At 70.5% G+C, this 25719-nt stretch carries 21 protein-coding genes; 13 read left to right on the top strand and 8 right to left on the bottom strand.

Translation table 11 applies throughout. From position 1 onward, the window contains the following. The first annotated feature begins 14 nt into the window (after positions 1-14). A complete protein-coding gene (locus tag ACIQWG_RS28350; RefSeq protein WP_404101148.1) occupies positions 15-2867 on the top strand; it encodes a DEAD/DEAH box helicase in 2853 nt (950 codons plus the stop codon). A gap of 97 nt (positions 2868-2964) precedes the next feature. On the opposite strand, the gene helR is transcribed toward ACIQWG_RS28350, so the two are convergent. After that, positions 2965-5148, bottom strand: a complete 2184-nt coding sequence (gene helR / locus ACIQWG_RS28345; protein ID WP_404100827.1) for an RNA polymerase recycling motor ATPase HelR — start codon at positions 5146-5148, stop codon at positions 2965-2967. A gap of 698 nt (positions 5149-5846) precedes the next feature. On the opposite strand from helR, the gene ACIQWG_RS28340 reads away from it, so the two are divergent. The 5 genes from ACIQWG_RS28340 (at position 5847) to ACIQWG_RS28320 (ending at position 10460) form a co-directional block, all read left to right on the top strand. Next, the gene (locus ACIQWG_RS28340) at positions 5847-7439 is read left to right on the top strand and encodes a sensor histidine kinase (RefSeq protein ID WP_404100825.1); all 1593 of its coding nucleotides are present in this window, start codon (positions 5847-5849) and stop codon (positions 7437-7439) included. After that, positions 7436-7843 carry a roadblock/LC7 domain-containing protein gene (locus tag ACIQWG_RS28335; RefSeq protein ID WP_383418538.1) on the top strand — a complete coding sequence of 136 codons (408 nt, stop codon included), beginning with the start codon at positions 7436-7438 and terminating at the stop codon, positions 7841-7843. Before ACIQWG_RS28340 ends, ACIQWG_RS28335 begins: the two co-directional genes overlap by 4 nt. After that, complete coding sequence (locus ACIQWG_RS28330; RefSeq protein WP_404100822.1) at positions 7840-8289, top strand: DUF742 domain-containing protein; 450 nt, start codon at positions 7840-7842, stop codon at positions 8287-8289. Before ACIQWG_RS28335 ends, ACIQWG_RS28330 begins: the two co-directional genes overlap by 4 nt. Further along, positions 8270-8890 (top strand): GTP-binding protein, encoded by a 621-nt coding sequence (locus ACIQWG_RS28325; protein WP_404100820.1) that lies wholly within the window; start codon positions 8270-8272, stop codon positions 8888-8890. The genes ACIQWG_RS28330 and ACIQWG_RS28325 overlap by 20 nt, the downstream gene beginning before the upstream one ends. 94 nt (positions 8891-8984) lie before the next feature. Continuing rightward, a complete protein-coding gene (locus ACIQWG_RS28320; protein ID WP_404100818.1) occupies positions 8985-10460 on the top strand; it encodes a cytochrome P450 in 1476 nt (491 codons plus the stop codon). Positions 10461-10469: 9 nt separating this feature from the next. Here the strand turns inward: ACIQWG_RS28320 and ACIQWG_RS28315 are convergent, their stop codons facing one another. After that, complete coding sequence (locus tag ACIQWG_RS28315) at positions 10470-11420, bottom strand: RluA family pseudouridine synthase (protein ID WP_404100816.1); 951 nt, start codon at positions 11418-11420, stop codon at positions 10470-10472. Positions 11421-11959: 539 nt separating this feature from the next. Here ACIQWG_RS28315 and ACIQWG_RS28310 point away from each other — a divergent pair. Both ACIQWG_RS28310 and ACIQWG_RS28305 read left to right on the top strand, forming a co-directional pair. Beyond that, positions 11960-12199 carry a hypothetical protein gene (locus tag ACIQWG_RS28310; RefSeq protein ID WP_404100814.1) on the top strand — a complete coding sequence of 80 codons (240 nt, stop codon included), beginning with the start codon at positions 11960-11962 and terminating at the stop codon, positions 12197-12199. A 211-nt stretch (positions 12200-12410) separates the two neighbouring features. Further along, a complete protein-coding gene (locus ACIQWG_RS28305) occupies positions 12411-13436 on the top strand; it encodes a pentalenene synthase (protein WP_404100812.1) in 1026 nt (341 codons plus the stop codon). 107 nt (positions 13437-13543) lie between these two features. Here ACIQWG_RS28305 and ACIQWG_RS28300 read toward each other — a convergent pair whose 3' ends face one another. After that, complete coding sequence (locus tag ACIQWG_RS28300; protein WP_404100810.1) at positions 13544-14389, bottom strand: siderophore-interacting protein; 846 nt, start codon at positions 14387-14389, stop codon at positions 13544-13546. A 170-nt stretch (positions 14390-14559) separates the two neighbouring features. Next, entirely contained in the window at positions 14560-15489 is a 930-nt protein-coding gene (locus ACIQWG_RS28295; RefSeq protein WP_404101147.1) for a 5'-3' exonuclease H3TH domain-containing protein, read from the bottom strand. Between the two features lie 255 nt (positions 15490-15744). Between ACIQWG_RS28295 and ACIQWG_RS28290 the strand changes: the two genes are divergently transcribed. From ACIQWG_RS28290 to ACIQWG_RS28275, 4 genes are all read left to right on the top strand, one after another. After that, complete coding sequence (locus ACIQWG_RS28290; RefSeq protein WP_404100808.1) at positions 15745-16821, top strand: glycine betaine/L-proline ABC transporter ATP-binding protein; 1077 nt, start codon at positions 15745-15747, stop codon at positions 16819-16821. Continuing rightward, positions 16814-18640: an ABC transporter permease/substrate binding protein gene (locus ACIQWG_RS28285; protein WP_404100806.1), complete on the top strand. Its 1827-nt coding sequence runs from the start codon at positions 16814-16816 to the stop codon at positions 18638-18640. Before ACIQWG_RS28290 ends, ACIQWG_RS28285 begins: the two co-directional genes overlap by 8 nt. Before the next feature lie 530 nt (positions 18641-19170). Next, positions 19171-19740, top strand: coding sequence for a helix-turn-helix domain-containing protein (locus ACIQWG_RS28280; protein WP_404100804.1), 570 nt, complete (start codon positions 19171-19173; stop codon positions 19738-19740). Continuing rightward, positions 19740-20459, top strand: a complete 720-nt coding sequence (locus ACIQWG_RS28275; RefSeq protein ID WP_404100802.1) for a helical backbone metal receptor — start codon at positions 19740-19742, stop codon at positions 20457-20459. The genes ACIQWG_RS28280 and ACIQWG_RS28275 overlap by 1 nt, the downstream gene beginning before the upstream one ends. Here the strand turns inward: ACIQWG_RS28275 and ACIQWG_RS28270 are convergent. Continuing rightward, positions 20371-21570 (bottom strand): TDT family transporter, encoded by a 1200-nt coding sequence (locus tag ACIQWG_RS28270; protein WP_404100800.1) that lies wholly within the window; start codon positions 21568-21570, stop codon positions 20371-20373. The genes ACIQWG_RS28275 and ACIQWG_RS28270 overlap by 89 nt on opposite strands. Positions 21571-21640: 70 nt before the next feature. On the opposite strand from ACIQWG_RS28270, the gene ACIQWG_RS28265 reads away from it, so the two are divergent. Then, complete coding sequence (locus ACIQWG_RS28265) at positions 21641-22564, top strand: LysR family transcriptional regulator (protein WP_404100798.1); 924 nt, start codon at positions 21641-21643, stop codon at positions 22562-22564. A gap of 61 nt (positions 22565-22625) precedes the next feature. Here the strand turns inward: ACIQWG_RS28265 and ACIQWG_RS28260 are convergent, their stop codons facing one another. The 3 genes from ACIQWG_RS28260 to ACIQWG_RS28250 form a co-directional block, all read right to left on the bottom strand. Further along, complete coding sequence (locus tag ACIQWG_RS28260; RefSeq protein WP_404101146.1) at positions 22626-23297, bottom strand: gamma-glutamyl-gamma-aminobutyrate hydrolase family protein; 672 nt, start codon at positions 23295-23297, stop codon at positions 22626-22628. Between the two features lie 44 nt (positions 23298-23341). Further along, complete coding sequence (gene eat / locus ACIQWG_RS28255) at positions 23342-24790, bottom strand: ethanolamine permease (protein ID WP_404100796.1); 1449 nt, start codon at positions 24788-24790, stop codon at positions 23342-23344. 172 nt (positions 24791-24962) lie between these two features. Beyond that, positions 24963-25709 carry a FadR/GntR family transcriptional regulator gene (locus tag ACIQWG_RS28250; protein WP_404100794.1) on the bottom strand — a complete coding sequence of 249 codons (747 nt, stop codon included), beginning with the start codon at positions 25707-25709 and terminating at the stop codon, positions 24963-24965. Positions 25710-25719: the final 10 nt, after the last annotated feature.

The raw sequence follows: 25719 nt of genomic DNA, 5'->3' as shown, positions 1-25719 counted from the left end.
TGCCGATCCGGATAATGATCGTCCTGTTGTCAGTGGGGCCCGGTACGCTCGAAAGCACGATGACAGAGGACCTCTCACCGGCCGAGCGGTATGCGGCAGCACGTGCGCGCGCTGCCGAGCAGGCCACCGCGCTCGCCTCCTTCCGCGAGATGTACGACTTCGGCCTCGACCCCTTCCAGATCGAGGCGTGCCAGGCGCTCGAAGCGGGGAAGGGCGTGCTGGTGGCAGCGCCCACCGGCTCCGGCAAGACGATCGTGGGCGAGTTCGCCGTCCACCTCGCCCTGACCCAGGGCAAGAAGTGCTTCTACACGACGCCCATCAAGGCGCTGTCGAACCAGAAGTACGCCGACCTGTGCCGCCGTTACGGCAACGGCAAGGTCGGTCTGCTCACCGGCGACAACAGCGTCAACCCGGACGCCGCGGTGGTCGTGATGACCACCGAGGTGCTGCGGAACATGCTGTACGCGGGGTCGCAGACCCTCCTCGGCCTCGGCTACGTCGTCATGGACGAGGTGCACTACCTCTCCGACCGCTTCCGCGGTGCCGTCTGGGAAGAGGTGATCATCCACCTCCCCGAGTCGGTCACCCTCGTCTCGCTGTCGGCCACCGTGTCCAACGCCGAGGAGTTCGGCGACTGGCTCGACACCGTCCGCGGCGACACCGAGGTGATCGTCTCCGAGCACCGGCCCGTGCCGCTGTTCCAGCACGTGCTCGCCGGGCGGCGGATGTACGACCTGTTCGAGGAGGGTGAGGGCCACAAGAAGGCCGTCAACCCCGACCTGACACGGCTGGCCCGGATGGAGGCCCAGCGTCCCTCGTACCAGGACCGCAGACGCGGCCGTGCCATGCGCGAGGCCGACCGGGAGCGGGAGCGCCGGCAGCGCTCCAGGGTGTGGACACCCGGGCGGCCCGAAGTCATCGAACGCCTCGACGCCGAGGGGCTGCTGCCCGCCATCACCTTCATCTTCAGCCGCGCCGCCTGCGAGGCCGCCGTACAGCAGTGCCTGTACGCGGGTCTGCGGCTGAACGACGAGGAGGCGCGGGACAAGGTGCGCGCCCTCGTCGAGGAGCGCACCGCCTCCATCCCCACCGAGGATCTGCACGTCCTCGGGTACTACGAGTGGCTGGAGGGCCTGGAGCGGGGCATAGCCGCCCACCACGCGGGCATGCTGCCGACCTTCAAGGAGGTCGTCGAGGAGCTCTTCGTACGCGGGCTGGTCAAGGCCGTGTTCGCCACCGAGACCCTGGCCCTCGGCATCAACATGCCCGCGCGCTCGGTGGTGTTGGAGAAGCTCGTCAAGTGGAACGGCGAGCAGCACGCCGACATCACCCCCGGCGAGTACACCCAGCTGACCGGACGCGCGGGCCGCCGCGGCATCGACGTCGAGGGACACGCCGTGGTGCTGTGGCAGCGCGGCATGAGCCCGGACCACCTCGCGGGCCTGGCCGGCACCCGCACCTATCCGCTGCGCTCCAGCTTCAAGCCGTCGTACAACATGGCGGTCAACCTCGTCGAGCAGTTCGGGCGGCACCGCTCGCGTGAGCTGCTGGAGACGTCCTTCGCGCAGTTCCAGGCCGACAAGTCGGTCGTCGGGATCTCGCGGCAGGTGCAGCGCAACGAGGAGGGGCTGGAGGGCTACAAGGAGTCGATGACCTGCCACCTCGGGAACTTCGAGGAGTACGCGCAGCTGCGCCGCGAACTGAAGGACCGCGAGAACGAGTTGGCCCGGCAGGGCGCGGCGGAGCGGCGCGCGGAGGCCGCCGTGGCGCTGGAGAAGCTCAAGCCGGGCGACGTCATCCATGTGCCGACCGGCAAGTACGCCGGGCTCGCGCTGGTGCTCGACCCGGGGCTGCCGGCCGGCCGCTCCAACGGTCACCGCGGCTACGAGCAGCACGACGGGCCGCGCCCGCTGGTCCTGACCGCCGAACGGCAGGTCAAGCGGCTGGCGTCGATGGACTTCCCCCTGCCCGTGGAGGCACTGGAGCGGATGCGGATCCCCAAGTCCTTCAACCCGCGCTCCCCGCAGTCCCGTCGGGACCTGGCGTCCGCGCTGCGCAGCAAGGCCGGGCACATCAACCCGGACCGACACCGCAAGCGGCGCTCCCAGGCCGCGGACGACCGCGAGATCGACCGGCTGCGCAAGGCCCTGCGGGCCCACCCCTGCCACGGTTGCAACGACCGTGAGGACCACGCCCGTTGGGCCGAGCGCTATCACCGGCTGCTGCGGGACACCTCGCAGCTGGAGCGCCGTATCGAAGGACGCACGAACACCATCGCGCGCACCTTCGACCGCATCGTCGCGCTGCTGACCGAGCTGGACTATCTGCGCGGCGACGAGGTCACCGAACACGGCAAGCGGCTCGCCCGGCTCTACGGCGAACTCGACCTGCTGGCCAGCGAATGCCTGCGCGAGCGGGTGTGGGAGGGCCTCGGCCCGGCCGAACTGGCCGCCTGCGTCTCGGCGTTGGTGTACGAGGCACGGGTCGGGGACGACGCGATGGCCCCGAAGCTGCCGTCCGGCCAGGCCAAGGCCGCGATGGGGGAGATGGTGCGGATCTGGGGCCGGCTGGACGCTCTGGAGGAGGACTTCCGGATCACCCAGTCCGAGGGCGTCGGGCAGCGTGAACCCGACCTGGGCTTCGCCTGGGCGGCGTACATGTGGGCCAACGGCAAGGGGCTGGACGAGGTGCTGCGCGAGGCGGAGATGCCGGCCGGCGACTTCGTACGGTGGTGCAAGCAGGTGATCGATGTGCTCGGGCAGATCGCCGCGGCTTCTCCCGCCGAGGGCTCCACCGTGGCCAAGAACGCGCGGAAGGCCGTCGACGGGTTGCTGCGCGGGGTCGTCGCCTACTCGTCGGTGGGGTAGCCGGATCGCCGGTAGGTACAGGGGCGTCGGGACTGGGTCGCGCCCACGCGGCGGGGCCGCGGGTCGATCCGGTCCCGCGCCCCTGACCGGTGTGCGCTCACCGCAGGACGACCAGTTGCTGTGTCGCTCGGGTCATCGCCACATAGCGGTCCACCGCTCCCTCGACTCCCTCGCCGAACCCCTCCGGGTCGATGAGGACCACCAGGTCGAACTCGAGCCCCTTCGACAGCTGTGGTGTCAGTGACCGGACGCGGTCCGTCGGGCGGAACGTGGGGGCGCCGATCACGCAGGCGGTTCCCTCGGCGTGGGCGGCCAGCCAGGTGTCGAGGACCGAGTCGAGGTCGCGTACGGATCCGTGGACGACGGGGACGCCGCCGCTGCGGATCGACGTAGGGACGTTGGCGTCGGGAAGCGCCGCGCGGATCACCGGCTCGGCCTCCGTCATGATCTCTTCCGGGGTGCGGTAGTTGATGGTCAGCGAGGCCAGTTCGATCCGGTCGAAGCCGACCCGTTCGAGCCGTTCCCGCCAGGACTCCGTGAACCCGTGGCGGGCCTGCGCGCGGTCCCCGACGATGGTGAAGCTGCGGGACGGACAGCGCAGCAGCAGCATCTGCCACTCGGCGTCGGTGAGTTCCTGCGCCTCGTCGACGACGATGTGCGCGAACGGGCCGGCGAGGCGGTCCCGGGCGGCCATGGTCAGCTCGGCCTCGTCGACCAGGCTGACCTGGGCGTCCTGGCCGCGCAGCATCGTCACCAGCCCCTCGCCCTCGTCCGTGTCGGCGCCGGAGTCGGACGCGGCCTCGATCAGGTTGTCCACGACCTGCGTCATCCGCTCGCGCTGGGCGGCGAGGACGGTCTCCTGCCGGCGCCGCCGCCGTGTCGTTTCCGGGTCGCCGAGCCGCTGCCGGGCCGCGTCCAGCAGCGGCAGGTCGGACACCGTCCACGCCTGGGCGTCCACGCGCTGGAGCCGCTCAACCTCCGCACGGCTCAGCCAGGGCGCGCACATCCGCAGGTACGCCGGGACGGACCACAGGTCGGAGACGAGGTCGGTCGCCTCAAGGACCGGCCACGCCCGGCCGAAGGCCGCCAGCAGGTCCCTGTTCTGCGTCAGCGACCTGCGCACCAGCTCCGTGGAGACCTCGCCGTCGTCTCCCGAGGCGTCCTCCTCGTGCCGGTCCACCAGGATCGTCAGCAGCTCCTCCCAGACCTGGTCGCGTGCCTCGTTGTGCGGTGTGCCGGGCTCGGCCGCCGCGAACGCCACGGCCCAGTCGTCGGCGCTCAGCCGTACCTCGGACCAGTGGGTCGAGACCGTCATGGTCTCGGTGGGCGGCTCCTCGTAGAACCGGACGGCCTTCTCGATCGCCCGCACCAGGTCCGCCGACGACTTCAGACGGGCCACCTCCGGGTCCGCCTCGACCCGTGCGGCGGCCCCCTCGGGGACGAGGTCCCGCAGGAGGCAGGTCTGCACGCCCTCCTCGCCCAGGCTCGGCAGCACGTCGGAGACGTAGGCCAGGTACGGCCGGTGCGGGCCGACGAACAGGACGCCGCCACGGCGGTGGTCGACGCGGGGGTCGGAGTAGAGCAGGTAGGCGGAGCGGTGCAGGGCGACGACGGTCTTGCCCGTGCCCGGACCGCCGTCGACGACGAGCGCGCCCCGGGATCCGGCGCGGATGACGGCGTCCTGGTCGGCCTGGATGGTGCCGAGCACGTCCCGCATTCGGGGCGAGCGGTTGGTGCCGAGGGCGGCGATGAACGCGGACTGGTCGTCGAGCGCGGCGTGCCCGGCGAAGCCGTCCGGGGTGAACACCTCGTCCCAGTAGTCGCTGATCCGGCCGCCGGTCCAGCGGTACCTGCGGCGGGCGGCCAGCCCCATCGGGTTGGCGTGGGTGGCTCCGAAGAACGGCTCGGCGGCGGGGGAGCGCCAGTCGACCAGCAGCCGGCGGCCCGTGCTGTCGGTCAGGCCGAGGCGTCCGACGTACAGCGGCTCGGAGCTGTCCGTGCCCACCATGCGGCCCAGGCACAGGTCCAGGCCGAAGCGGCGCAGGGTGCGCAGCCGGGCGGTCAGCCGGTGGATCTCCAGGTCCCGGTCCATCGCCTCGCGGCCGGTCCCACCGGGCGCTCTGCGTGCGGCGGTGAGGCGGTCGGAGAGTTCGGCGATCGACTGGTCGATGCATCGGGCGATGGCCGTGAAGTGCTCCTCGTCGGCGGCGATCAGGGATGGGTCGGCCTTGGGGGAGAGACGTTCGGGGAGGGCGAACACGCTGGTGCTGACTGGATTCACGGGGTGGCTCCGAAGGTCGGTCGAGTGCGACCAGTGGGTGCGGTGGGGTGTGCGGCGAGGTCCCGGTCAGGGGAGGGGCATCGGGCACCTGGCGGCGGGCCCGCGAACGACATCGACAGCACACGCACTTCCACGACTCCCGTTTCCGCAGGTCCTCGGCCTAGGCCGGAGATTCTGCGGTACGACGGGGGCCTTGCCGCAAGCCCCCCGGTGCGCTATAAGTTGAGAGTGGCAAGGAGTGGGAGACCTCCTTGCCTTTGCTTTTGCGCCTCTGACCGGGTATCCCGCCTCCGGCCGCGCGCCTTCTCGCGCGCCCACCCCCGGCCGCACGCCTCTCTGCCACGGCCGTCTGCGACCCGCACGCGGGGCTCGAATCAGCCCGTGGGTGCGATCCGGAATCCGATCTTCACTCGTCACGGTGAGTACTCATCGCACGCGTGTACGCCGCTACTCGCCGTGTTCGAACGCTACCGGAGCGTGCAAATGGGCCCGAGCGTACTCCTGCCCCGCACCCCATTTCAGGTGCTTGCTGAATATGACACGGCGATGATCCGGTCGGACTAAGCTCGCCCGCAGCGCACCGAGTTGAGGCATATTCGTGCGCTTGTTCCCAAACAAGCAGAAGATCCCGACATACCCATGACGTACCCCGCTGCTAGCTCCCCCTACACCCATCCGATCAGTTTCAGAGGGCCCACATGGTGAGCGTTCAATCCCCGCCCCGTCGCCGTGAACTGCCGTACGCACGTGTGCTGTTGCTGCCGGCCATAGTGATGGCCGCGGCGACCGGAGCCGCCGTCGCCGTGGTGGCGGAGCCGGCCCGGACGGCCGTCGGCGTGTGCGGTGCCGTGGCCATCCTGCTTGTGCTCGCCGCCGCGGCCGAAGCCGTACGTCGCGGCCGCGCCCTGCGTGACCTCCGGGCCGAGCACGCCCGTCACAGCGCGTATCTGGAACGGCGTATCGCCGCCCATGACGAGGAGATCACCCGGCTCGCCACGGAGATCACGCCCGCCGCCATCCACAAGCTCCAGTGCGGCAGTTCGCCGTACGAGGTGATGCGCGACCTCGCTCAGATCGATCCGTCCTACGCCCAACTGTCCCGGACGGAAACCGCGTTCGTGCAGTCGATGCTCGACATCGTCGACCACGAGGAAGCCCTCCGCGACTCCTCCCAGCGGTCGTTCGTCAACATCGCGCGCCGGGTCCAGGCGATCGTCCACCAACAGGCCGTGGAACTCCGGGAGATGGAAGAGGACCACGGCCGTAACCCCGAAGTCTTCGACGACCTGCTGCGCATCGACCACGGCACCATGCTGATCGGCCGCCTCGCCGACTCCATCTCCGTGCTCGGCGGCGGCCGCCCCGGACGTCAGTGGCCCGAACCCGTCCCGCTGTACAGCGTGCTGCGCGGCGCCATGTCGCGGATCCTGGAGTACCGCCGCATCAGCCTGGACTCCATCGCCCAGGTCAACATCGCCGGCATCTCCGTCGAGCCGGTCATCCACGCCGCGGCCGAACTCCTCGACAACGCCACGCGCTACTCGCCGCCACAGACCAAGGTGCACGTCACCGCCACCGAGGTGCAGACCGGAATCGCCATCGAGATCGAGGACTCCGGCGTCAGCCTCAGCGAGGAAGCGCGCGCCAGAGTCGAGGGCATGCTCGAACGCGCCAAGCTGGGCACCGACCTCCAGGACCTCGGCGAGTCCCCGCGCCTGGGCCTGGCCGTCGTGGGCCGGCTGTGCACGGCGTTCAACATGCAGGTCTCGCTGCGCTCCTCCGCGTACGGCGGTGTACGCGCCGTCCTCGTGGTGCCGCGCGAGATGATGACCAACGACCCCGCGCCCGGACTCGCCCACGGCATCGGCGCCGCGGCGGCGCCCAAGGCCGGCGACGACGCCCTCGAAGGCCCCAAGCGCGCTCCGAAGAAGCGCCGTCCGACCAGCCCGAAGATCGCCGCCACGCTCTCCATGGAGGACGACGTCCCCGTGGTCACCGAGTGGACCGCGGGCGGACTGCCGCAGCGCCGCAGCCGGGTCAAGACGCCGCTCAGCAAGCGCATCGCCGAACAGGCGGCCATCGAGCAGGCCGAGCGGGAGGGCAGGCCGACCGTCTGGTCGACGCGCAAGCCCGAGCCCGAGCCCGAGCCGGAGAAGGACGACGAGCCCGCTCCCGGAGCGTGGGTGGAGGCGTTCTGGAACGGACTCAAGGACAAGCCCGACCCCTACACACTCCAGCCGCGAACTCAACCGGCCCGCCCCGAGGCCGAAGACGAGGGGGACACCAAGTGATCCAGCAGCGCGCCAACTTCGACTGGATGCTCAAGGAGCTCCACGACGGCGTACCGGGCATCGAGATGATCGTCGTGCTCTCCGCCGACGGTCTGCGCATCGCCCGCTACGGCGGTGACCCCGACACCGCCGACCGCGTCGCCGCGGCGTGCGCGGGCCTACAGAGCCTGGCGAGCGCCGTAGCCACGGAGATCCCCAACAGCGACGGCACGATGAAGATGGTCCTGATCGAGATCAAGGGCGGCTACTTCTACCTGATGGCCGCGGGCGCCAACGCCTACCTCGCCGTGCTCTCCGACACGTTCGCCGAACCCGGCCTCATGAGCAACCGCATGTGCGACCTCGTCGCCCGCATCGGCGCCCATCTCACCAGTCCGCCTCGGCGCAACGGGCAGACCGTATGACTCCTCCGCAACGCCGGCGGCGATACCCGAAGGACCAACGACCGTCACCGCGTCCCCAGCCCGGGAAGCAGACCGGGAGCCAGACCGGCAAGAGGACGGACCCGCAGACCGGGAAGCAGAAGAACCCGGAGCGGCTGTTCGTGGTGGCCGGACCGGACGGCGGCGAGCGCGACGGCGACCTCGACCTCGTCACCTTAATCGTGGCGCGCGCCGACCCCCCGCCTTCCCCCACGCCCGAGCAGTCGGCGCTGCTCCGGCTCTGTACCTCCCCTCTGTCCGTGGCCGAGCTGTCGGCCTATCTGAACCTGCCGTTCAGCGTGATGACGGTCCTGCTCACCGACATGCTGACGGCCGGGCTGGTGACGGCACGCAATCCGGTCGTGCGTCAGACCGTCGCCGACCGTTCAATCCTCGAAGCGGTGATGCATGGACTACAAAGGCTCTGACACCGTCCCCGGCCCACGCACCGAGGACCAGTTGCCGCATACGGCCGAGACCGCGGTCAAGATCGTGATCGTGGGCGGCTTCGGTGTCGGCAAGACCACGATGGTCGGCTCGGTCAGCGAGATCAGGCCGCTGACCACCGAAGAGACCATGACGCAGGCGGGTATCGGCGTCGACGACAACTTCGGCTCGGACACCAAGACCGCCACCACGGTCGCGATGGACTTCGGCCGTATCAGCATCACCGAACAGCTCGTGCTGTACCTCTTCGGTACGCCCGGCCAGGAGCGCTTCTGGTTTCTGTGGAACGGGTTGTTCGACGGTGCGCTCGGCGCGGTCGTACTGATCGACACCCGACGTCTCGAGGTCAGCTTCGACGTCATGGGGCGGCTGGAGGAGCGCGGTGTGCCCTTCGTCGTGGCCGTCAACACCTTCCCCGACGCCCCCCGTTACCCCGTCTCCGAACTCCGCACGGCGCTCGATCTGCCCGAGGAGATCCCCATCCTCGAGTGCGACGTACGTCGCCGGGCGTCCAGCCGGGATGTGCTGATGACGCTGTTGCAGTTCCTGCACAGGCTGGCGTTGGCGAAGGCCCCGGCCTGAGCGGCACGCCTGCCCGCACGCACGTCCACCCCTGACACCCCCACCCCCCTCACCTCCCGAACACCGGATTCAATTCAGCTTCGGAGCTTGCATCGTGACGCCTGAATCCCTCTCCCCGACCGGCACGGACGACCCCACGGCAGCCCCGCCCCCCGGCTGCCCCGCCCACGGCATCGGCCCCGGCGGGCTGCGCCGGCTGTACGGACCCGAGGCGGAGGACCTGGGTGCTGTGTACGAGAAACTCCGTGCAGAGTACGGCCCGGTGGCTCCCGCGCTGCTGCACGACGACGTGCCGATCTGGGTGGTCCTCGGCCACAGCGAGAACATGCACATGGTGCGCACACCCTCGCAGTTCTGCCGTGACACCCGGTTGTGGTCGGCCTTGCAGGACGGGACGGTCAAGCCCGACCATCCGCTGATGCCGCACTTCGCCTGGCAGCCCATCTGTAGTCACGCCGAGGGCGACGAACACCTTCGGCTGCGCGGCGCGGTCAACGGAGCCGTGTCGACCATCGACCACCGGGGCATCCGCCGGCACATCAACCGTGCGACCCAGCACCTCGTCAACAAGTTCTGCGAGGAGGGCCAGGCCGAGCTGGTCAGCCAGTTCGCCGAGCACCTGCCGATGGTGGTGATGTGCGAGATCCTCGGCATGCCCGACGAGTACAACGACCAGATCGTGCAGGCCGCTCGCGACATGCCCAAGGGCACCGAGACCGCGATCGCCAGCAACGCCTACCTCATGGACGTCCTGATGCGGCTCACCGCCCGCCGCCGGGCCGAGCCCAAGGACGACTTCACCAGCCACCTGATCAACCACCCGGCGCGGCTCACCGACGAGGAGGTCGGCCAGCACCTGCGCATCATCCTGGTCGCCGCGTACGAGGCCACCGCCAACCTGCTCGCCAACGTGCTGCGGGTGGTGCTCACCGATCCGCGGTTCCGCGCCCAGCTCAACGGGGGCCAGATGACGGTCCCCGAGGCGGTCGAGCAGTCCCTGTGGGACGAGCCGCCGTTCAGCACCGTCCTTCCCTATGTCGCCAAGCAGGACATCGAGCTGGGCGGGCAGCACATTCACAAGAGTGACGGCCTCATCCTCGGCATCGCGCCGGGCAACGTCGACCCGCGCGTCCGGCCCGACCTCAAGGCCAACATGCAGGGCAACCGCTCCCATCTCGCCTTCGGCGGCGGCCCGCACGAGTGCCCGGGGCAGGAAATCGGGCGCGCCATCGCCGACGTCGGCGTCGACGCGCTGCTGACCCGCCTACCGGACGTCCAGCTCGCCTGCGAGGAGGACGAACTGCACTGGCGAGGGTCCATCTCGAACCGGCACCTGGTGGAGCTGCCGGTGAAGTTCGCCCCCAAGCCCCAGCAGGACGTCATGGCACGGCCCTCCCACCCGCTGGAGTCCCAGCGTCCCAGCCAGCGACAGGCCACCCTGTACGAGCCGCAGACGCCGGCCCCGGAGCCCGTCGCTGCGTCGACCGCACCGGAGCCGGCGCCGACGCCCGAACCGGCCGTCCGGCCCGGTGTGTTCCGGCGTCTGCTGCGCTGGTGGCGTGGCTACTGAGCCGGTTCATCAGGGCTGGCCGGCGGCCCACTCGTCGTATGACGACCAGGCCCGCAGCACACGCGGGCTGACGAACCGGTGCTCGCACCCCGTGATCGGATCGGTGAACTCCAGCACGCGCGCCAGCAGTTGGAGCGGACGCCGGAAATCACCGGCCGCCACGGGGTCGGTCACCACGGGATAGAGGGGATCGCCGAGGATCGGCACCCCCAAGGCGCTCATGTGCACCCTCAGCTGGTGGGTCTGCCCGGTACGTGGTGTCAACCGGTACCGGGCGCGCCCGTCTCGGTGTTCCAGCAGCTCGACCCTGCTGACGGCATTGGGCTCGCCTTCCACCTCGCGGGCCGCCATCACCCCGCGCTCCTTGACGATCCGGCTGCGCACGGTGCGCGGGAGGGAGAGCGCCGGGTCGAACGGGGCCAGCGCCTCGTACTCCTTCGCCACCTGCCTGTCGCCGAAGAGCGACTGGTACGCGCCGCGCTCCTCCGGTCGTACGGTGAAGAGCACCAGCCCGGCCGTCAGCCGGTCCAGGCGGTGGGCCGCGCCCAGCGTCGGGATGCCCAGCTGCCGACGCAGCCGCGCCAGGGCCGTCTCGGCGACATGGCTGCCGCGTGGCGTCGTGGCCAGAAAGTGCGGCTTGTCGGCCACCACCATGTGTTCGTCCCGGTAGACGACGTCGACCGGGAACGGCACCCGCTCCTCGTGGGGCAGTTCGCGGTGGAACCACAGGTACATCCCGGGCACGTACGCCATGTCGCCCGGCACCGGCCGTCCGGCCGCGTCCACGATGCGTCCCTCGTCGAGCATGCTGTCGATCACCCCGGCCCCGGCGGCGAGCCGCGCCACGAGATGATCCCGGACGGTCGCCCATGCGTTCCCGGCCGGAAGTCGCACCCGCACCGGATCCACCCCCTCGCGCTGCGGCAGGGGAGAGGGCGGGGGCGGGGTGCGGCGTCTCATCACGATCAAGCCTACGAGGGTGCGACGGGCAGCGCGGAGTCGAGGCGGCGCGGCGCCTCGGGCGAGCGTCGCGTTGTTCTGAGGAGACTTGAAATGACTGTCGCCTTGTCGATTGCGACGGACCGGGGGCGCATCGTTGGTCGCGTACGCATCAGTAAGTAGACGCGTGCGCCCTCCCCTGATCGGTTTGTGGCTGAGACAGTTACGGTGCTCGTCCACGTCGTACAACCGGACTTGTAGCGGCCTGCTCTTCCTGCGGGCCCGACGCGTGGGGTGATGTCTGTGGATCAGAGGCCGACTACCGGACGGGCGAGTCGTGCATGTGGCGGCAATCGCCCTGGTCATGGCCCGGAGGCCAGGATCGCGAGATAGGCCCCCGCCCCGTCGCGGGACGGCAAGCCTGGCGGGGCGGGGAGACTCCGTGGTGCTCCGGGAGAGATAAATTTCCGAACATACTGTCGCCAATCTGGTGGCGACTTTTGTCATGCCGCGTAAAATCGCCAGCGGATTGTGAAAGTTCTCGCAACCGAGGCGGTCTCGTGATCGTTGTCGACTCGCGCAACCGCTCCGGCTCAAAGCGCATGATCGAGACCCTCAGCAGGCGGATGCGCCATGTGCACCTGGTCGGTTCCGCCAACGATGTCGAGCAGACCCGGTTGAAGGACAGCAGCGAGGTCGGTGTCAGGGCCGGCGAGGCGGCAGGCGAACGCTTCGCGGTGCCCCGCGAGTTGACCGTCGGGAGGTTGCGCAGCGCGAGCCCGATGTGTCAGAGGCCATGATCAACGAGTGCGGCCGCTCGCCGGATGCCTCAATCCGTGCTCCCGCAACAGTGATCGGAGCGGAACGTGACAGGGTACCTATTGCGACTTTCTGACATGTTCGTGGATTTTCCGGCGTCGCAGCGCTACACCGCTTCCTTCCGTCCGGAGGCGTCAGCGACGGGCCCGCTGGGTCATTAAGCATGCTGAGGCAGAACTTGGAGAGAGAGTCATGCCCCAGAACGTCACCATAGAATTACCTATAGCTCCCCGGCTGAACTCCGGTTTGGCGGCCGCCAGGGAGCGGAATCTGGAATGGATGCGTCGGCAGGCACTGGTGATGGGAGACGTTGCAGCTCGGCGCTACATATTCTCCGCTGTGGCGGATTTGGCCGCCTACAGCTACCCGGACGCCGAGGAAGACGACCTCGATCTGGCCTTTGACACGATGGGCTGGTTCTTCCTGTTCGACGACCTGTTTGACGTCCCCGAGAGCCACGAGGCGGATGAAGCCGTCGACGTGTGCAAGCAGCTCATCGAGATCGTCAGCCACCCCTGGCCCAGGGCCGTCGACCACGACGCACCGCTGGTGAGGGCATTCGCGGACATCTGGCGTCGATCGGGGATGGGCATGTCCGCGGAATGGCGCTCACGGGCCGCTCACAATTGGGTGGACTACCTGACGGGAAACCTCACTGAGGAAATGGACCGTCGTACCTGGGTCCCCAAGGACTTCGCCACCCGGATGAGGGTCGGGCACCGCACGCTGGGACTGATACCTTCGCTCGACCTGGCCGAGAGAGTGGGGAACTTCGAGATCCCACAGGTCATTTGGCACAGCAGTCACCTGGATTCGATGCGACGAGCAGCTGTCCGGGCCGTCAAACTCATCAACGAGGTGATGTCCCTGGAGAACGACGACGCCCGAGGTGACCCCAATCTGGTGCACTGCCTCATGCGGGAGAGCGACTGCTCCCGGCAGGAAGCCATCAGAATGGCCGTCACCCTCGTTCAGGCGGCGGTCGATCAGCTGGGCGAGCAGGTGAGCTGGATCCCTCAATTCTGCTCCCGCCTTCGGCTCACTGACGCGGAATCCGAGAAGGTCCAGAGGTATGCGGCCGCCATGTTCACATGGATACGCGGCAGTTACGACTGGAGCCGCAACAACGGCCGCTATTCCCCGCGCACCGCCAGCGCGCTGAGTTCGAACGTGACCGGCCAGCTTCACCCGGCAAACCTCACACCCGTCGCTCGATAGCGTCTGGGCTTCGAGTCGGGCGCGGTCATGGCGGATCTCGACGTCGGGTACGACGGAAGGGGCGGCACCTTCGAGGGTGCCGCCCCTTCCGTCGTGCATCGCAACGCCTACGCCGCCGGCGCCGCCCCCTCCTGCTCCGCCTCGATCCGTGCGTTCCAGTCCCGCTTGGAGGCCTGCCAGCCGTCCTCGTTGTGGCCGAGTCGCCAGTAGCCGGAGATCGACAGGTCCTCGCGGGCCACATTGCGCTCGACGCGCAGGAGCTGGCGGAGTTCCTTCACGAAGTGCGCCTCGCCGTGCACGAACGCGTGCACCCTGCCCTCGGGGAACTCCAGCGCGCGCACCGCCTCCACCAGGGCCTCGCCCACCGGGCGGGAGCCGCGGTGCAGCCAGATGACGTCCACATCGGAGTCGATCTTCTGCTCCTCCTCGGGGCCGGAGATCTCCACGAAGGCGTACGCCGTGGCGCCGTCGGGCAGCGACTCCAGGGAGCGGGCGATGGCGGGCAGCGCGCTCTCGTCGCCGACCAGAAGATGCCAGTCGGCGTCCGGGTCGGGGGCGTAGGCGCCGCCGGGGCCCATGAAACGTACGGTCTCTCCCGGCTGGGCGCGCATCGCCCAGGGGCCGGCCAGGCCCTCGTCGCCGTGCAGGACGAAGTCCAGCGTCAGCTCGCGGTGCTCCGGGTCCCAGGCCCGCACGGTGTACGTCCGCGTCACCGGCCACTGCTCACGGGGCAGTTCCTCGCGGATGCGTTCCAGGTCGAAGGGCTCGGGGTAGGACACACCGGCGGGGGAGAACAGCATCTTGACGTAATGGTCCGTGCAGGTGTCCGCCGCGAACTCGGCGAGCCCGTCACCGCCCAGCACCACACGCTGCATGTGCGGGGTCAGCCGTTCGGTACGGATGACCTGCGCGGAGTGGGGCTTCCGCGGCTTGCGGGCAGGGCGTAGCGCCATCACTGGCCTCCCTCGTTCCAAGCTTAGGTTTACCTAAGTTAGCACCTTCCCCCGGTGAATGCCGCTATGAACGTTCATGAAATGGTGCATGTCGCGCACACGGGGACCGACTTCCCCACGCCACGAGCCCCATGCGCGCGATCGGGGCCCCCTTCACGCCCCCGGTGCGCTCACGCCCCCAGCGTCACGAGCAGTCGCTGCAACGACCCGCCGAGCCCCCAGCGCAGCGCGAGCTCGTCCAGCCCCGCGGGATCCCGGGGCGTGCGCGGCAGGGTCGTGTCGACGTCCGGCAGCGGTACGTCGGCCGCGACCCGGACCACCTTCGGCGCCACGGCGACATACGGGCGCGACTCGTCCAGTCGCTTGCGCTGCGACGGCGTCAGCTTCGCCTTCGGGTCGTCGACCGCCGCCATGATCCCGGCCAGGTCGCCGAACTCGGTCAGCAGCTTCGCGGCCGTCTTCTCGCCGATCCCCGGCACCCCGGGCAGACCGTCGCTGGGGTCGCCCCGCAGCAGCGCCAGATCCGCGTAACCGCGGCCGACGACGCCGTACTTCTCGCGCAGCCACGCCTCGTCGGTGAGCTGGAGGGTGCCGACGCCCTTGAGCGGGTACAGCACCCGCACCCCGCGCTCGTCGTCCACCAGCTGGTACAGGTCGCGGTCGCCCGTGACGATGTCGACCGGGCCCTTCGCCCGTGCCGTGAACGTGCCGATCACGTCGTCCGCCTCGTACCCGGCCACGCCCACGCGCGCGATGCCCAGCGCGTCCAGGACCGCCTCGATCACCGGCACCTGCGGCGACAGCGTGTCCGGCACCTCCTCCTCGTCCGGCCCCACCTCGCGCTCCTCGGCGACGCGGTGCGCCTTGTAGGAGGGGATCAGGTCGACCCGCCACTGGGGCCGCCAGTCGGCGTCCATGCAGGCCACCAGCGCGTCCGGGTGGTGATCCTTGACCAGGCGGTCGATGAAGTCGAGAAGCCCGCGCACGGCGTTCACCGGGCTGCCGTCCGGGGCCTTCACGGAGTCCGGGACGCCGAAATAGGCGCGGAAGTAGAGCGAGGCGGTGTCGAGGAGCATCAGTCGTCCGGTCACGCCACGCATCATGCCGTACGGCACTGACAGTGATGCGATTCGCGACGCTGCGGGAGCACCCTGCGCCTCAGCGTCCCGCGCGACCACACCGACCGACCGGCCGACGTCGGCGACGAGAGCCCCCTGTCACCCCCCCTGTGGTCTGCACCACTTGCGCGTTTGCCCCCAGGCAACCAGGGCAGGCGCGCTCCCGGAGCGGCATCGGTTGCGTTTTCAACTTGCGCCCGTCGCTCCGTTCATCTGCCGTCGAGACAAGAGGTACCCGTGTCATCCAGGCTTGAGGCCGACCATCTGTACAAGGTGTTCGGCAGACGACCGAACGAGGCTGTCGAGCGGCTCCGCCAAGGAGCCGACCGGGAGGAGCTGCGCGCCGACGGCACCACCGCCGCCGTGATCGACGCCTCCTTCACCGTGGAACCCGGCCAGATCTTCGTCGTCATGGGCCTGTCCGGATCCGGCAAGTCCACCCTGCTGCGCATGCTGAACGGGCTGCTGGAGCCGACCGCGGGTCACGTCCGCTTCGACGGCCAGGACCTGACGGCCATCGGCGACCGCGGGCTGCGCGAGGTCCGTGCGAAGAAGATCAGCATGGTTTTCCAGCACTTCGCGCTGTTCCCGCACCGCAGTGTCCTGGAGAACGCCGCCTACGGGCTCGCCGTCCAGGGCGTGCCCCGCGCCGAGCGCGAGAAGCGTGCCACCGAGGCCCTGGAGCTGTGCGGTCTGGCCGGCTGGGAGAAGTCCTGGCCCGACGAGCTGTCCGGCGGTATGCAGCAGCGCGTGGGCCTCGCCCGCGCCCTCGCCACCGACGCCGACCTGCTCCTGATGGACGAGTCCTTCAGCGCGCTCGACCCGCTGATCCGCCGTGACATGCAGGACCAGCTGCTCCAGCTCCAGCAGACCCTGAAGAAGACCATCGTCTTCATCACCCACGACCTGAACGAGGCCATGCGCCTCGGCGACCGCATCGCCGTCATGCGCGACGGACGCATCGTCCAGACCGGCAGCGCCGAGGACATCCTGCTGCGCCCCGCCAACGAGTACGTCGCCTCCTTCATCCAGGACGTCGACCGCTCCCGCGTGCTGACCGCGGGCGCCCTCATGGACACCTCGGTCACCGCCGACGCCCCGCTGTGCGCCTGCGAGACCGCGACCAGCGAGACGCCGTTCGTGGAGCTGTGCGCGATCAGTGCCCGTCTCTCCCACCGCGTGACGGTCGTGGACGAGGACAACCGGGTCATAGGCGTCGTACCGCGGCAGCGGCTGGTCGGCTTCCTCGGCGACGAGAGTGCCGACCCCACGCCCTGCGACGACGCGGACGGGAAGGTGATCGCCCGTGCCTAGGCTGCATCTCGGCGACTGGGTCGACTCCGGTGTGGACTGGCTCGTCGCCCACATGGGCTGGCTCTTCGACGCGATCAAGGCCGTCGTCGAGGGCATGTACGACGGTGTCAACGCGCTCCTGACGGCACCCGAGGCGCTGCTCCTCGCGGGCATCTTCGCCGTGCTCGCCTGGTGGCTGCGGGGCGTCGTCGCGGGTGTCCTCGCCTTCGCCGGTTTCGCGCTGGTCGACTCGCTCGACCTGTGGGACCGGGCCATGTCGACGCTGGCCCTGGTGCTGGTCGCCACCGTGATCGCGCTGGTGCTCTCCATCCCGCTCGGCATCTGGGCGGCCCGCTCCAGGACCGTCAGTGCCGCCGTGCGGCCCGTGCTGGACCTGCTCCAGACGATGCCGTCGATGGTGCTGCTGATCCCGGCCATCCTCTTCTTCGGCCTGGGCACCGCCGCCGGCGTCATCGCCACGCTGATCTTCGCGCTCGCCCCCGGTGTCCGTATGACCGAGCTCGGCATCCGGCAGGTCGACGCCGAGCTGGTCGAGGCCGCCGAGGCGTTCGGCACCACACCGCGCGACACCCTGCTGCGCGTCCAGCTGCCGCTCGCCCTGCCGACGATCATGGCGGGCATCAACCAGGTGATCATGCTGAGCCTGTCGATGGTCGTCATCGCCGGCATGGTCGGCACCGGCGGCCTCGGCGGCGCGGTCAACGAGGCCATCGGCCAGCTCGACATCGGCTTCGGTTTCGAGGCGGGCGTCGGCATCGTCGTCCTCGCCATCTACCTGGACCGCATCACCGGCGCGCTCGGCGAGCAGATCTCCCCGCTGGGCCGCCGCGCCGCCGCCAAGGTCCGCGCCGCCGGCGGGGTCAAGGTCTGGAACTACCGGCCGCGTCCGGTCGTCGCCGTGGCCGGTGTGGCCGCCCTGGCCCTCGTCGCGGGCGGCATGGGCGTCTTCGGCCCCACCTCCGGCACCGCCGAGGCCTCCGCCACGAACATCGGCAAGGGCAAGGAGATCAAGCTGGGCTACATCCCGTGGGACGAGGGCATCGCCTCCACCTACCTGTGGAAGGAACTGCTGGAGCGACGCGGCTTCGAGGTCACCACCAGCCAGTACGCCGCCGGGCCCCTCTACACCGGCCTCGCCACCGGCCAGATCGACTTCGAGACGGACTCCTGGCTGCCCACCACGCACGCCGAGTACTGGAAGAAGTTCGGGAAGCAGCTGGAGGACCTCGGCTCCTGGTACGGCCCGACCTCCCTGGAGCTCACCGTCCCGTCCTACGTCAAGGGCGTGGACTCCCTGGAGGACCTCAAGAACAACGCCTCCAAGTTCAAGGGCAAGATCGTCGGCATCGAGCCGAGCGCCGGAATGATGGGCATGCTCAAGGACAAGGTGCTCAAGGAGTACGGCCTGGAGGGCACGTACGAGGTCGTGGACGGCTCGACGCCCGCGATGCTCGCCGAGCTCAAGCGCGCCTACGCCAAGAAGGAGCCGGTCCTCGTCACGCTCTGGTCGCCGCACTGGGCGTACAGCGACTACGGCCTGAAGAAGCTCAAGGACCCCAAGGGTGCCTGGGGCAAGGGCGACGGTGTGCACACCCTCGCCCGCAAGGGCTTCGCGGACGACAACCCCGAGGTCGGCGAGTGGCTGAAGAACTTCTCCATGACCGAGAAGCAGCTCACCGACCTGGAGTCGCAGATCACGAAGGCCGGCAAGGGCAAGGAGCAGGACGCCGTCCGCACCTGGCTCAAGCAGAACCCGGGACTGCTGGACAAGTGGGCCCCGGTCGACGGAGCGGACCGCAAGAGCCAGGCGGCCGGGTGACCTGACGGGCCCGGACCGCCGCCCGAGGGGCGGGTCACGCCGTACGTTTTTCCCCTCCGTACGGCGGGCCCGCCCTTCGTGGTGTCCGCGCATAGTCCCCCGGCATTGCCTACGGGCAGGATCCGGCCAACCACGCAGCGCTATCCCCGCACCTGAGGTGGCCGGTGCGAACTCCCCACGGCCGGTGCCCATTTCCCGGCCGCGGGAGTGGCCCGCCATCACCCCTCTGACCAGGCACGTGAGTCGGAGCGGGCGCGGGAACACAGGAGAGTGCGGGAGTATTGAACCGAACAGCGGCTCTCGTCCGCTGAGCGGGAGTCAGGGGCGGCGCGGGGGCGCCGGGGCTCCTCGGGAGCCGATCCGCTGGCGCGAACCGGTGGGTCGTACTCCCCCCGATGTGTCGTCGATGTGACGGGCGCATGAAACGGTTTGCCGAACATGCGTAGGGTGCAAGGAACTCAACAGAAGGTGTGCGCCGGACGGCGGGCGCGAGGACTCTGGACCGACGAGCGAGGGAGGGAGCCGGAGCGATGGGCGACCACAAAGAACAGCCCCTTCGAGTGGGCGCGGCCGTACGGCGGCGGCGCCGCGCGCTGGACCTCACGCTCGCCGTCGTGGCCGAACGCAGCGGCCTTTCGGTGCCCTTCCTGAGCCAGGTCGAGAACGACCGGGCGCGCCCCAGCAGAAGCTCCCTCGAGAAGGTCGCCGACGCCTTGCGCACGACCGCCGTGGAACTCCTCGCCGCCGCCGACCCGGCGTGCAGCGTCGACGTCGTACGCTCCGACACCACCGAACTGGAGCCGGAACCGCGGGTGCGTTCCCTGGTGCGCGGTCACCATCAGATGCACGCCTCGGAGTTCACCGGCGACCATGACGCCGGCCGTGAATTCCAGTACCGCAACGACCAGTTGATGTATGTGGCCGACGGTGCCGTGGAGATCGAGGCGGAGGGCCGCGCCTATCGCCTGGGCCGCGGCGACACCTTGTACCTGACCGGCGGGGTGCGCCACCGCTGGCGGGCGACCGTGCCGGACACACGCGTGGTCGTCGTCGCGGTGGCGGAGCACATCGAGGCGGTCCGGGACCGGCCGGGGCGCTGATGCGTGTCGTCTCCCTGGTGCCGTCGCTGACGGAGGCCGTGGCCGTGTCGGCACCCGGCCGTCTGGTCGGCGCCACGGACTGGTGCAGCCACCCGGCCGCGCTGGACGTCACCCGTGTCGGCGGTACCAAGAACCCCGAGGTCGACCGCATCCTCACCCTCGCCCCCGATCTGGTGATCGCCAACGAGGAGGAGAACCGCGAACCCGACCTCGCCGCCCTGCGCGCGGCCGGCGTCGAGGTCCTGGTGACCGAGGTACGGGACGTACCGGGGGCCTTCGGTGAGCTGGCCCGCGTGCTCGCCGCCTGCGGCGTCACGGCACGCCCGCGCTGGCTGGACGAGGCGGAGCGGGCCTGGTCGTCGCCCCCGCTTCCCGAGCGCCGTACGACGGCCGTGGTCCCGATCTGGCGGCGGCCCTGGATGGTGCTGGGCCGTGACACCTTCGCGGGCGACGTGCTGGCCCGCCTGGGCGTGGACCACCTGTACGCCGGGCACGAGGACCGCTACCCCCGCATCCCCCTCGACGACCTCCGGGCCGCCGCCCCCGACATCGTCGTCCTCCCTGACGAGCCGTACCGCTTCACGCCGGACGACGGCCCGGAGGCGTTCCCCGGTCTGCCCTGCGCGCTGGTCAGCGGACGGCATCTGACGTGGTACGGGCCGTCGCTGGCCGAGGCGCCCCGGGTGTTGTCGCAGGCACTTCGAGGAGCGGCCGGTTAGGGGTCGCGGCAGCGACCGGCGCTGGTAGAGGGGCCATGGCTGCTGTCCGGGGCGCCGCGAGCAGGGTGCCGGTCAGCAGGCCGCGGACGGTGTGGAAGGACGTGACAGCCCAGGCCGCGACCAGCACGGCGTACAGGCCGACGGCGAGTCCCTCGTAGACGGCGAGTCCGGTGTGCCGGGCCAGGGCGGCGGCGCCGGTGACGCAGGTGCCGACCGGGAAGGTGAACGCCCACCAGGTCATCGCGAAGCCCATGCCGTGCCGTCGGGCGCGCAGCACGTGGGCGGTGGCGAGGCCCAGCCACAGCAGTGCGAAGCCCATGACGGGGACGCCGTACAGGACGGCGAGCATCCCGAAGCCCTCGCTGTACGGCGGCGGGACCACCCCCGGGGCGACGTCGCCGAAGATGCCCACGGCGGTGGTGGACTGCCCGAGCGGGCCCAGCACCAGGAACAGGCTCGGGGCGAGGGCCAGGGGAAGGGGGCCGCCGGTGACCAGCCGGGCGAAGACCAGCGGCAGCATCAGCAGGGTGGCGAACAGGCTCAGCCCGAACATGGCGACACAGGCGAGGAGCAGCGTCTCCCGGGCCTGCCCCGGCGGCAGATGCGGCACCAGCAGGGGCCCGAGCGCGGCGGACACCATCGGCGCGACCAGCGGCAGCAGCCACACGGGCGTCGCCTGTGCCGGCTCCGGCCGGTGGCGTACGGCCATGAGGTACGGGACGGCGACGGCGGCCGCCAGCCCGACGACCGTACCGGCGCAGAACAGCACGGCGTCGAGCGCGACCGCGGCGCCGGTCCCGATCCAGTCCCTCCCGACGACGACGGCACCGCCGCCCACGGCCAGCAGGGCCATGGCCAGGCAGCCGTAGAAGGGCGCCATGGCCGCGTCGAGAAGGTGGGCGCGGGCCTGGTCGCGGTGATGGGTCCAGTGCAGGACCCGGGCGGCGAGGAGGGTGAGGAGCAGCAGGAGGGAGAGCGTCCAGACGGCTGCGCAGATCGTGCGCAGACCGGGGACGTGGAGCGGCAGCCCGGCTCCGGCCGTGGCGACGGCGGCGGTGCCCATGACGGCGGCATACCAGTTGGGTCCGAGGTGACGGACGGCGGTGACCATGCCCTCAGCGTCTCCTCGTTGATTCCTCCCCACCAGGGAGTTTGCCTCTATGGCGACATAAACTGGGCTTATGACAGAGGCGGCGGAGGGGCAGTTTCGCGCGGGGTCCTTGTCGCACCGCGTCCCGGAACTCGGCGCGTTGGAGCTGCTGCTGGCGGTGGCGCGGCTGGGGAGTCTCGGCGGGGCGGCGCGTGAGTTGGGGATCACCCAGCCGGCGGCGAGCAGCCGGATCCGGTCGATGGAACGCCAGCTGGGGGTGGCGCTGGTCGACCGGTCGCCGCGGGGCTCGCGGCTGACGGACGCCGGGGCGCTGGTGACGGACTGGGCGCGGCGGATCGTGGAGGCGGCGGAGGCGTTCGACGTGGGGGCGCAGGCGCTGCGCGACCGGCGGGACTCGCGGTTGCGGGTGGCGGCGAGCATGACGATCGCGGAGTACCTGCTGCCGGGGTGGCTGCTGGCGCTGCGCGCGCAGCGGCCGGACACGGCGGTGTCGTTGCTGGCCGGGAACTCGGCGGCGGTCGCGGAGCGGTTGCTGGCGGACGAGGCGGATCTGGGGTTCGTGGAGGGGCTCACGGTGCCGACCGGGCTGGACTCGGTCGTCATCGCCCACGACAGCCTGATCGTGGTGACCGCGCCGGATCATCTGTGGTCGCGTCGGCGGCGGCCGCTGGAGGCGTCGGAGCTGGCGGCCACGCCGTTGATCCTGCGGGAGAAGGGGTCGGGAACCCGGCAGGTCCTGGACGCGGCGCTGGGTGGTCTGGCGCGGCCGTTGATCGAGCTGTCGTCGACGACCGCGGTGAAGGCGGCGGCGGTGGGCGGGGCGGGGCCGGCGGTGCTGAGTGAACTGGCGGTGGGGGAGGAGCTGTCCATGCGGCGGCTGGTGAGGGTGCCGGTGGCGGGTGTGTCGCTGGCGAGGGATCTGCGGGCGGTGTGGCCCACGGGGCATCGGCCGGCGGGGCCCGCACGGGACCTGCTGTCGCTGACGCGAGGGTAGTTCTGCTCGCCCCCGCCGCAAGGGCAAGGGCAAGGGCAGGGGCGGCGGGGGCGGACCCGCTTCACCCACCCGCGGCCCGCACCAACCCCTGCATCACCCGCACATCCGTCCCCATCTCCGGATGCCACTGCACCCCCAACACCCAGCCCGCGGACGGCAGTTCCACCGCCTCCACCGTCCCGTCCGCCGCGTACGCCGACGCCACCAGCCCCTCACCCAGCCGGTCCACGGACTGGTGGTGATACGTCGGCACCGATGTCTCCTCCGGCACCAGAGTGCCGTACAGACTCCCCGGCACCGGCTTCACCGGATGGCCGCCGAAGACGCCCACGACCTCCGCGTGCCCCTCCAGGTGCTGGACGAGCGTGCCGCCCAGGGCCACGTTCAGCAGCTGCATGCCCCGGCAGATGCCCAGCAGCGGCACATCGGCGGACAGCGCCGCGTCGATCAGGGCCAGTTCCCACGCGTCCCGCTCCCGCGCCGACGGCCCGGTGCGCGGATCGCGCTCCGCCCCGTAGCGGGCCGGCTCCACGTCCGGCCCGCCCGCGATGACCAGGCCGTCCAGCCGGGCCACGGCCTCCGGAGCGCGCTGCGGGTCGTCCGGCGGAAGCATCGCCGCCAGTCCCCCCGCCCGCTGCACCAGCCGCGGATAGCCGATCGGCAGCAGCGCCGCCTCCAGCTCCCACACGCCCCAGCGCGCACCGGACTCCAGGTAGGTGCTGACTCCGATCAACGGCCTGGCCACCGAAACTCCCTCACACTCGACGCACGCACGCCTCAGTCCCGTGCCAACTCTGCCTCGGCCGCCGCCAGCGCCGCGAACTCCTCCTCCGGCGCCTTCGCCACCAGGCGCTTACGGCTGTACAGGCCGAAGTACCCGATCGCGACCACGTACACCGCCAGCGCGATCAACGCCGCCGTCACATCCACCAGGAACGTCGCCACCAGCGCCGCACACGCCAGCACCAGCGCGACCGAGGACGTCAGCACCCCGCCCGGCGTCCGGTACGGCCGCGCCAGCTCCGGCTCCCGGCGGCGCAGCACGATGTGCGACAGGGACATCAGGGCGTACGAGATGGTCGCGCCGAAGACCGCGATGTTCAGCATCCGGGCACCGTCGCCCGACACCGCCGCCAGCAGGAAGCCGACCGTGCCGGGCACCAGCAGGCCCAGGTACGGCGCCTTGCGGCGGCTGGTGAGCGACAGGAAGCGGGGGAGGTAGCCGGCGCGGGACAGGGCGAACAGCTGCCGCGAGCCCGCGTAGATCAGGGAGAAGAACGACGCCACCAGGCCCGCCAGACCCGCGTAGTTCACGATCCGGCTCAGCGTCGTCGCCTCGCCGTCCGGCTGGAGCGCCTCGACCAGCGGGTTGCCGGCCTCCTGGATCGCCGCCGAGCCGCGCGCACCGGCCGCGGCGAAGAAGGTCACCACGGCCAGCACCACCAGGATGCCCATCGACCAGCGGATCGCCTTCGGCAGCGTACGGGCCGGTTCCCGGGTCTCCTCGGCGGCCAGCGGCACCCCCTCGACACCCAGGAAGAACCACATGCCGAACGGGAACGCCGCCCAGATGCCGAGCAGGCCGAAGGGCAGCCAGGAGCTCGACCCCGCCGCCGACGTGTCGACCGGGATGTCGTCGAGCGACCCGATGGAGAAGTCGGGCAGTGCCGCGAGCGCGAACACGATCAGGGCCACCACCGCGATACCGGTGACCACGAAGCTGAAGCGCAGGGCCTCGCCCACGCCCCACAGATGGATGCCGAGGAAGATCGCGAAGCAGACCAGGTACATCGGCCAGCCGGACTCCAGGCCGAACAGGCCCAGCGACTCGACGTAGTCGCCGATGAAGATGACGATGGCGGCGGGTGCGAGGACGTATTCGATGAGGATCGCCGTGCCGGTGAGGAACCCGCCCCAGGGGCCGAGCGCCCGGCGGGCGAAGCCGTAGCCGCCGCCGGCCGTCGGCAGGATCGAGGACAGTTCGGCGAGGGCGAAGACCATACAGGCGTACATGGTGCCCATGAGCACCATGGCGATCGCCAGGCCGCCGAAGCCGCCCTCGGCCAGGCCGAAGTTCCAGCCCGAGTAGTCGCCGGAGACGACGTAGGCGACACCTAGTCCGGTCAGCAGTACCCAGCCGGCGCTGCCGCGGCGCAGGGCTCTGCGCTCCAGATAGTCGTCCGCCTCCCCGGCGGCGGGTGGTGTGTTCGTGGATTCCTGGGACATGGCCAACTCCCCACGTGCGGTGGACACCGGGCGTTCTCCGGGCACGGTGGGGTGGGTCGACCGGGCTCCGGTTCAATGGAATGGATGCATACCTTTGCCGGGTCGGTCGCTCGAACGCAATACCCCTGCGTTAATCGCCGGTAAATCCACCCGCGTCGGGGACGGGGCGCGCTCAGCCCAGGAAGCCCCGCAGCAGCGCCGCCGTACCCCCGCAGTGCTCCCGCATGATCTCCCGCGCCTGGTCGGCGTCGCCCTCGATCACGGCCTCGACGAGAGCCGTGTGCTGGCGCTGGGAGTGCTCCAGGTTGCGGACCAGGAGCGGGATGCAGTCGAGCAGGTCGTTCACGGTGGCGCGCACGGCCGCGTACTGGGCGGTGAGCGAGGGGGAGCCGGACAGCTCGGCCAGGGTCAGGTGCAGCAGCGTGTCGAGGCGGCGGTAGTCGGCGAGCGGGGCGTCGTGCGTGCGCGCCAGTGCCTCGCGCAGCCGGTCGGCCTGCCCCGCCTCCAGCCCGTGCGCCGCGCACAGCCCGGCCGCGCCCACCTCCAGCACCTCGCGGAAGCGCAGTGTGTCCTCGACGTCGACGTCCTTCAGGCGCCGGCGCAGCTCCTCCTCGCCGGGCGTCTCGGAGCGGGGCAGCACGAACGTTCCGCCGTAGCGGCCGCGCCGCGACTCCACCAGACCCTGGTCCTGGAGCACCTTCAGCACCTCGCGCAGCGTCACCCGGCTGATCCCCAGCCGGTCCGCCAGCTCGCGCTCGGCGGGCAGCCGTTCGCCGCCCGGCACCAGACCGAGCCGGACCACCTGGAGGATCTGCTCCAGGGCCTCCTCGAAGCCGTTGCCGGCCCGCACCGGCCGCAGCACCGACGTCAGCCGGTCGTCGGCCCCGGGCGCCCCTTGCTCCGTGCCCGTCTGCGACATGTGGTCGGAC

It is taken from the genome of Streptomyces sp. NPDC098781 (assembly GCF_044759995.1).
In the GTDB taxonomy this organism is placed as follows: Bacteria; Actinomycetota; Actinomycetes; order Streptomycetales; family Streptomycetaceae; genus Streptomyces.
Note: the sequence above shows the minus strand (reverse complement) of the source record. Positions and strands in the feature narration are given on the sequence as shown.

Coding starts and splice junctions, on each gene's coding strand:
- ACIQWG_RS28295 (WP_404101147.1), bottom strand. CDS start 15,489: ATGCGTGGCGTGACCGGACGACTGATGCTCCTCGACACCGCCTCGCTC.
- ACIQWG_RS28330 (WP_404100822.1), top strand. CDS start 7,840: ATGACTCCTCCGCAACGCCGGCGGCGATACCCGAAGGACCAACGACCG.
- ACIQWG_RS28250 (WP_404100794.1), bottom strand. CDS start 25,709: ATGTCGCAGACGGGCACGGAGCAAGGGGCGCCCGGGGCCGACGACCGG.
- eat (WP_404100796.1), bottom strand. CDS start 24,790: ATGTCCCAGGAATCCACGAACACACCACCCGCCGCCGGGGAGGCGGAC.
- ACIQWG_RS28280 (WP_404100804.1), top strand. CDS start 19,171: ATGGGCGACCACAAAGAACAGCCCCTTCGAGTGGGCGCGGCCGTACGG.
- ACIQWG_RS28300 (WP_404100810.1), bottom strand. CDS start 14,389: ATGGCGCTACGCCCTGCCCGCAAGCCGCGGAAGCCCCACTCCGCGCAG.
- ACIQWG_RS28340 (WP_404100825.1), top strand. CDS start 5,847: ATGGTGAGCGTTCAATCCCCGCCCCGTCGCCGTGAACTGCCGTACGCA.
- ACIQWG_RS28350 (WP_404101148.1), top strand. CDS start 15: ATGATCGTCCTGTTGTCAGTGGGGCCCGGTACGCTCGAAAGCACGATG.
- ACIQWG_RS28275 (WP_404100802.1), top strand. CDS start 19,740: ATGCGTGTCGTCTCCCTGGTGCCGTCGCTGACGGAGGCCGTGGCCGTG.
- ACIQWG_RS28270 (WP_404100800.1), bottom strand. CDS start 21,570: ATGGTCACCGCCGTCCGTCACCTCGGACCCAACTGGTATGCCGCCGTC.
- ACIQWG_RS28305 (WP_404100812.1), top strand. CDS start 12,411: ATGCCCCAGAACGTCACCATAGAATTACCTATAGCTCCCCGGCTGAAC.
- ACIQWG_RS28265 (WP_404100798.1), top strand. CDS start 21,641: ATGACAGAGGCGGCGGAGGGGCAGTTTCGCGCGGGGTCCTTGTCGCAC.
- ACIQWG_RS28325 (WP_404100820.1), top strand. CDS start 8,270: ATGGACTACAAAGGCTCTGACACCGTCCCCGGCCCACGCACCGAGGAC.
- ACIQWG_RS28315 (WP_404100816.1), bottom strand. CDS start 11,420: ATGAGACGCCGCACCCCGCCCCCGCCCTCTCCCCTGCCGCAGCGCGAG.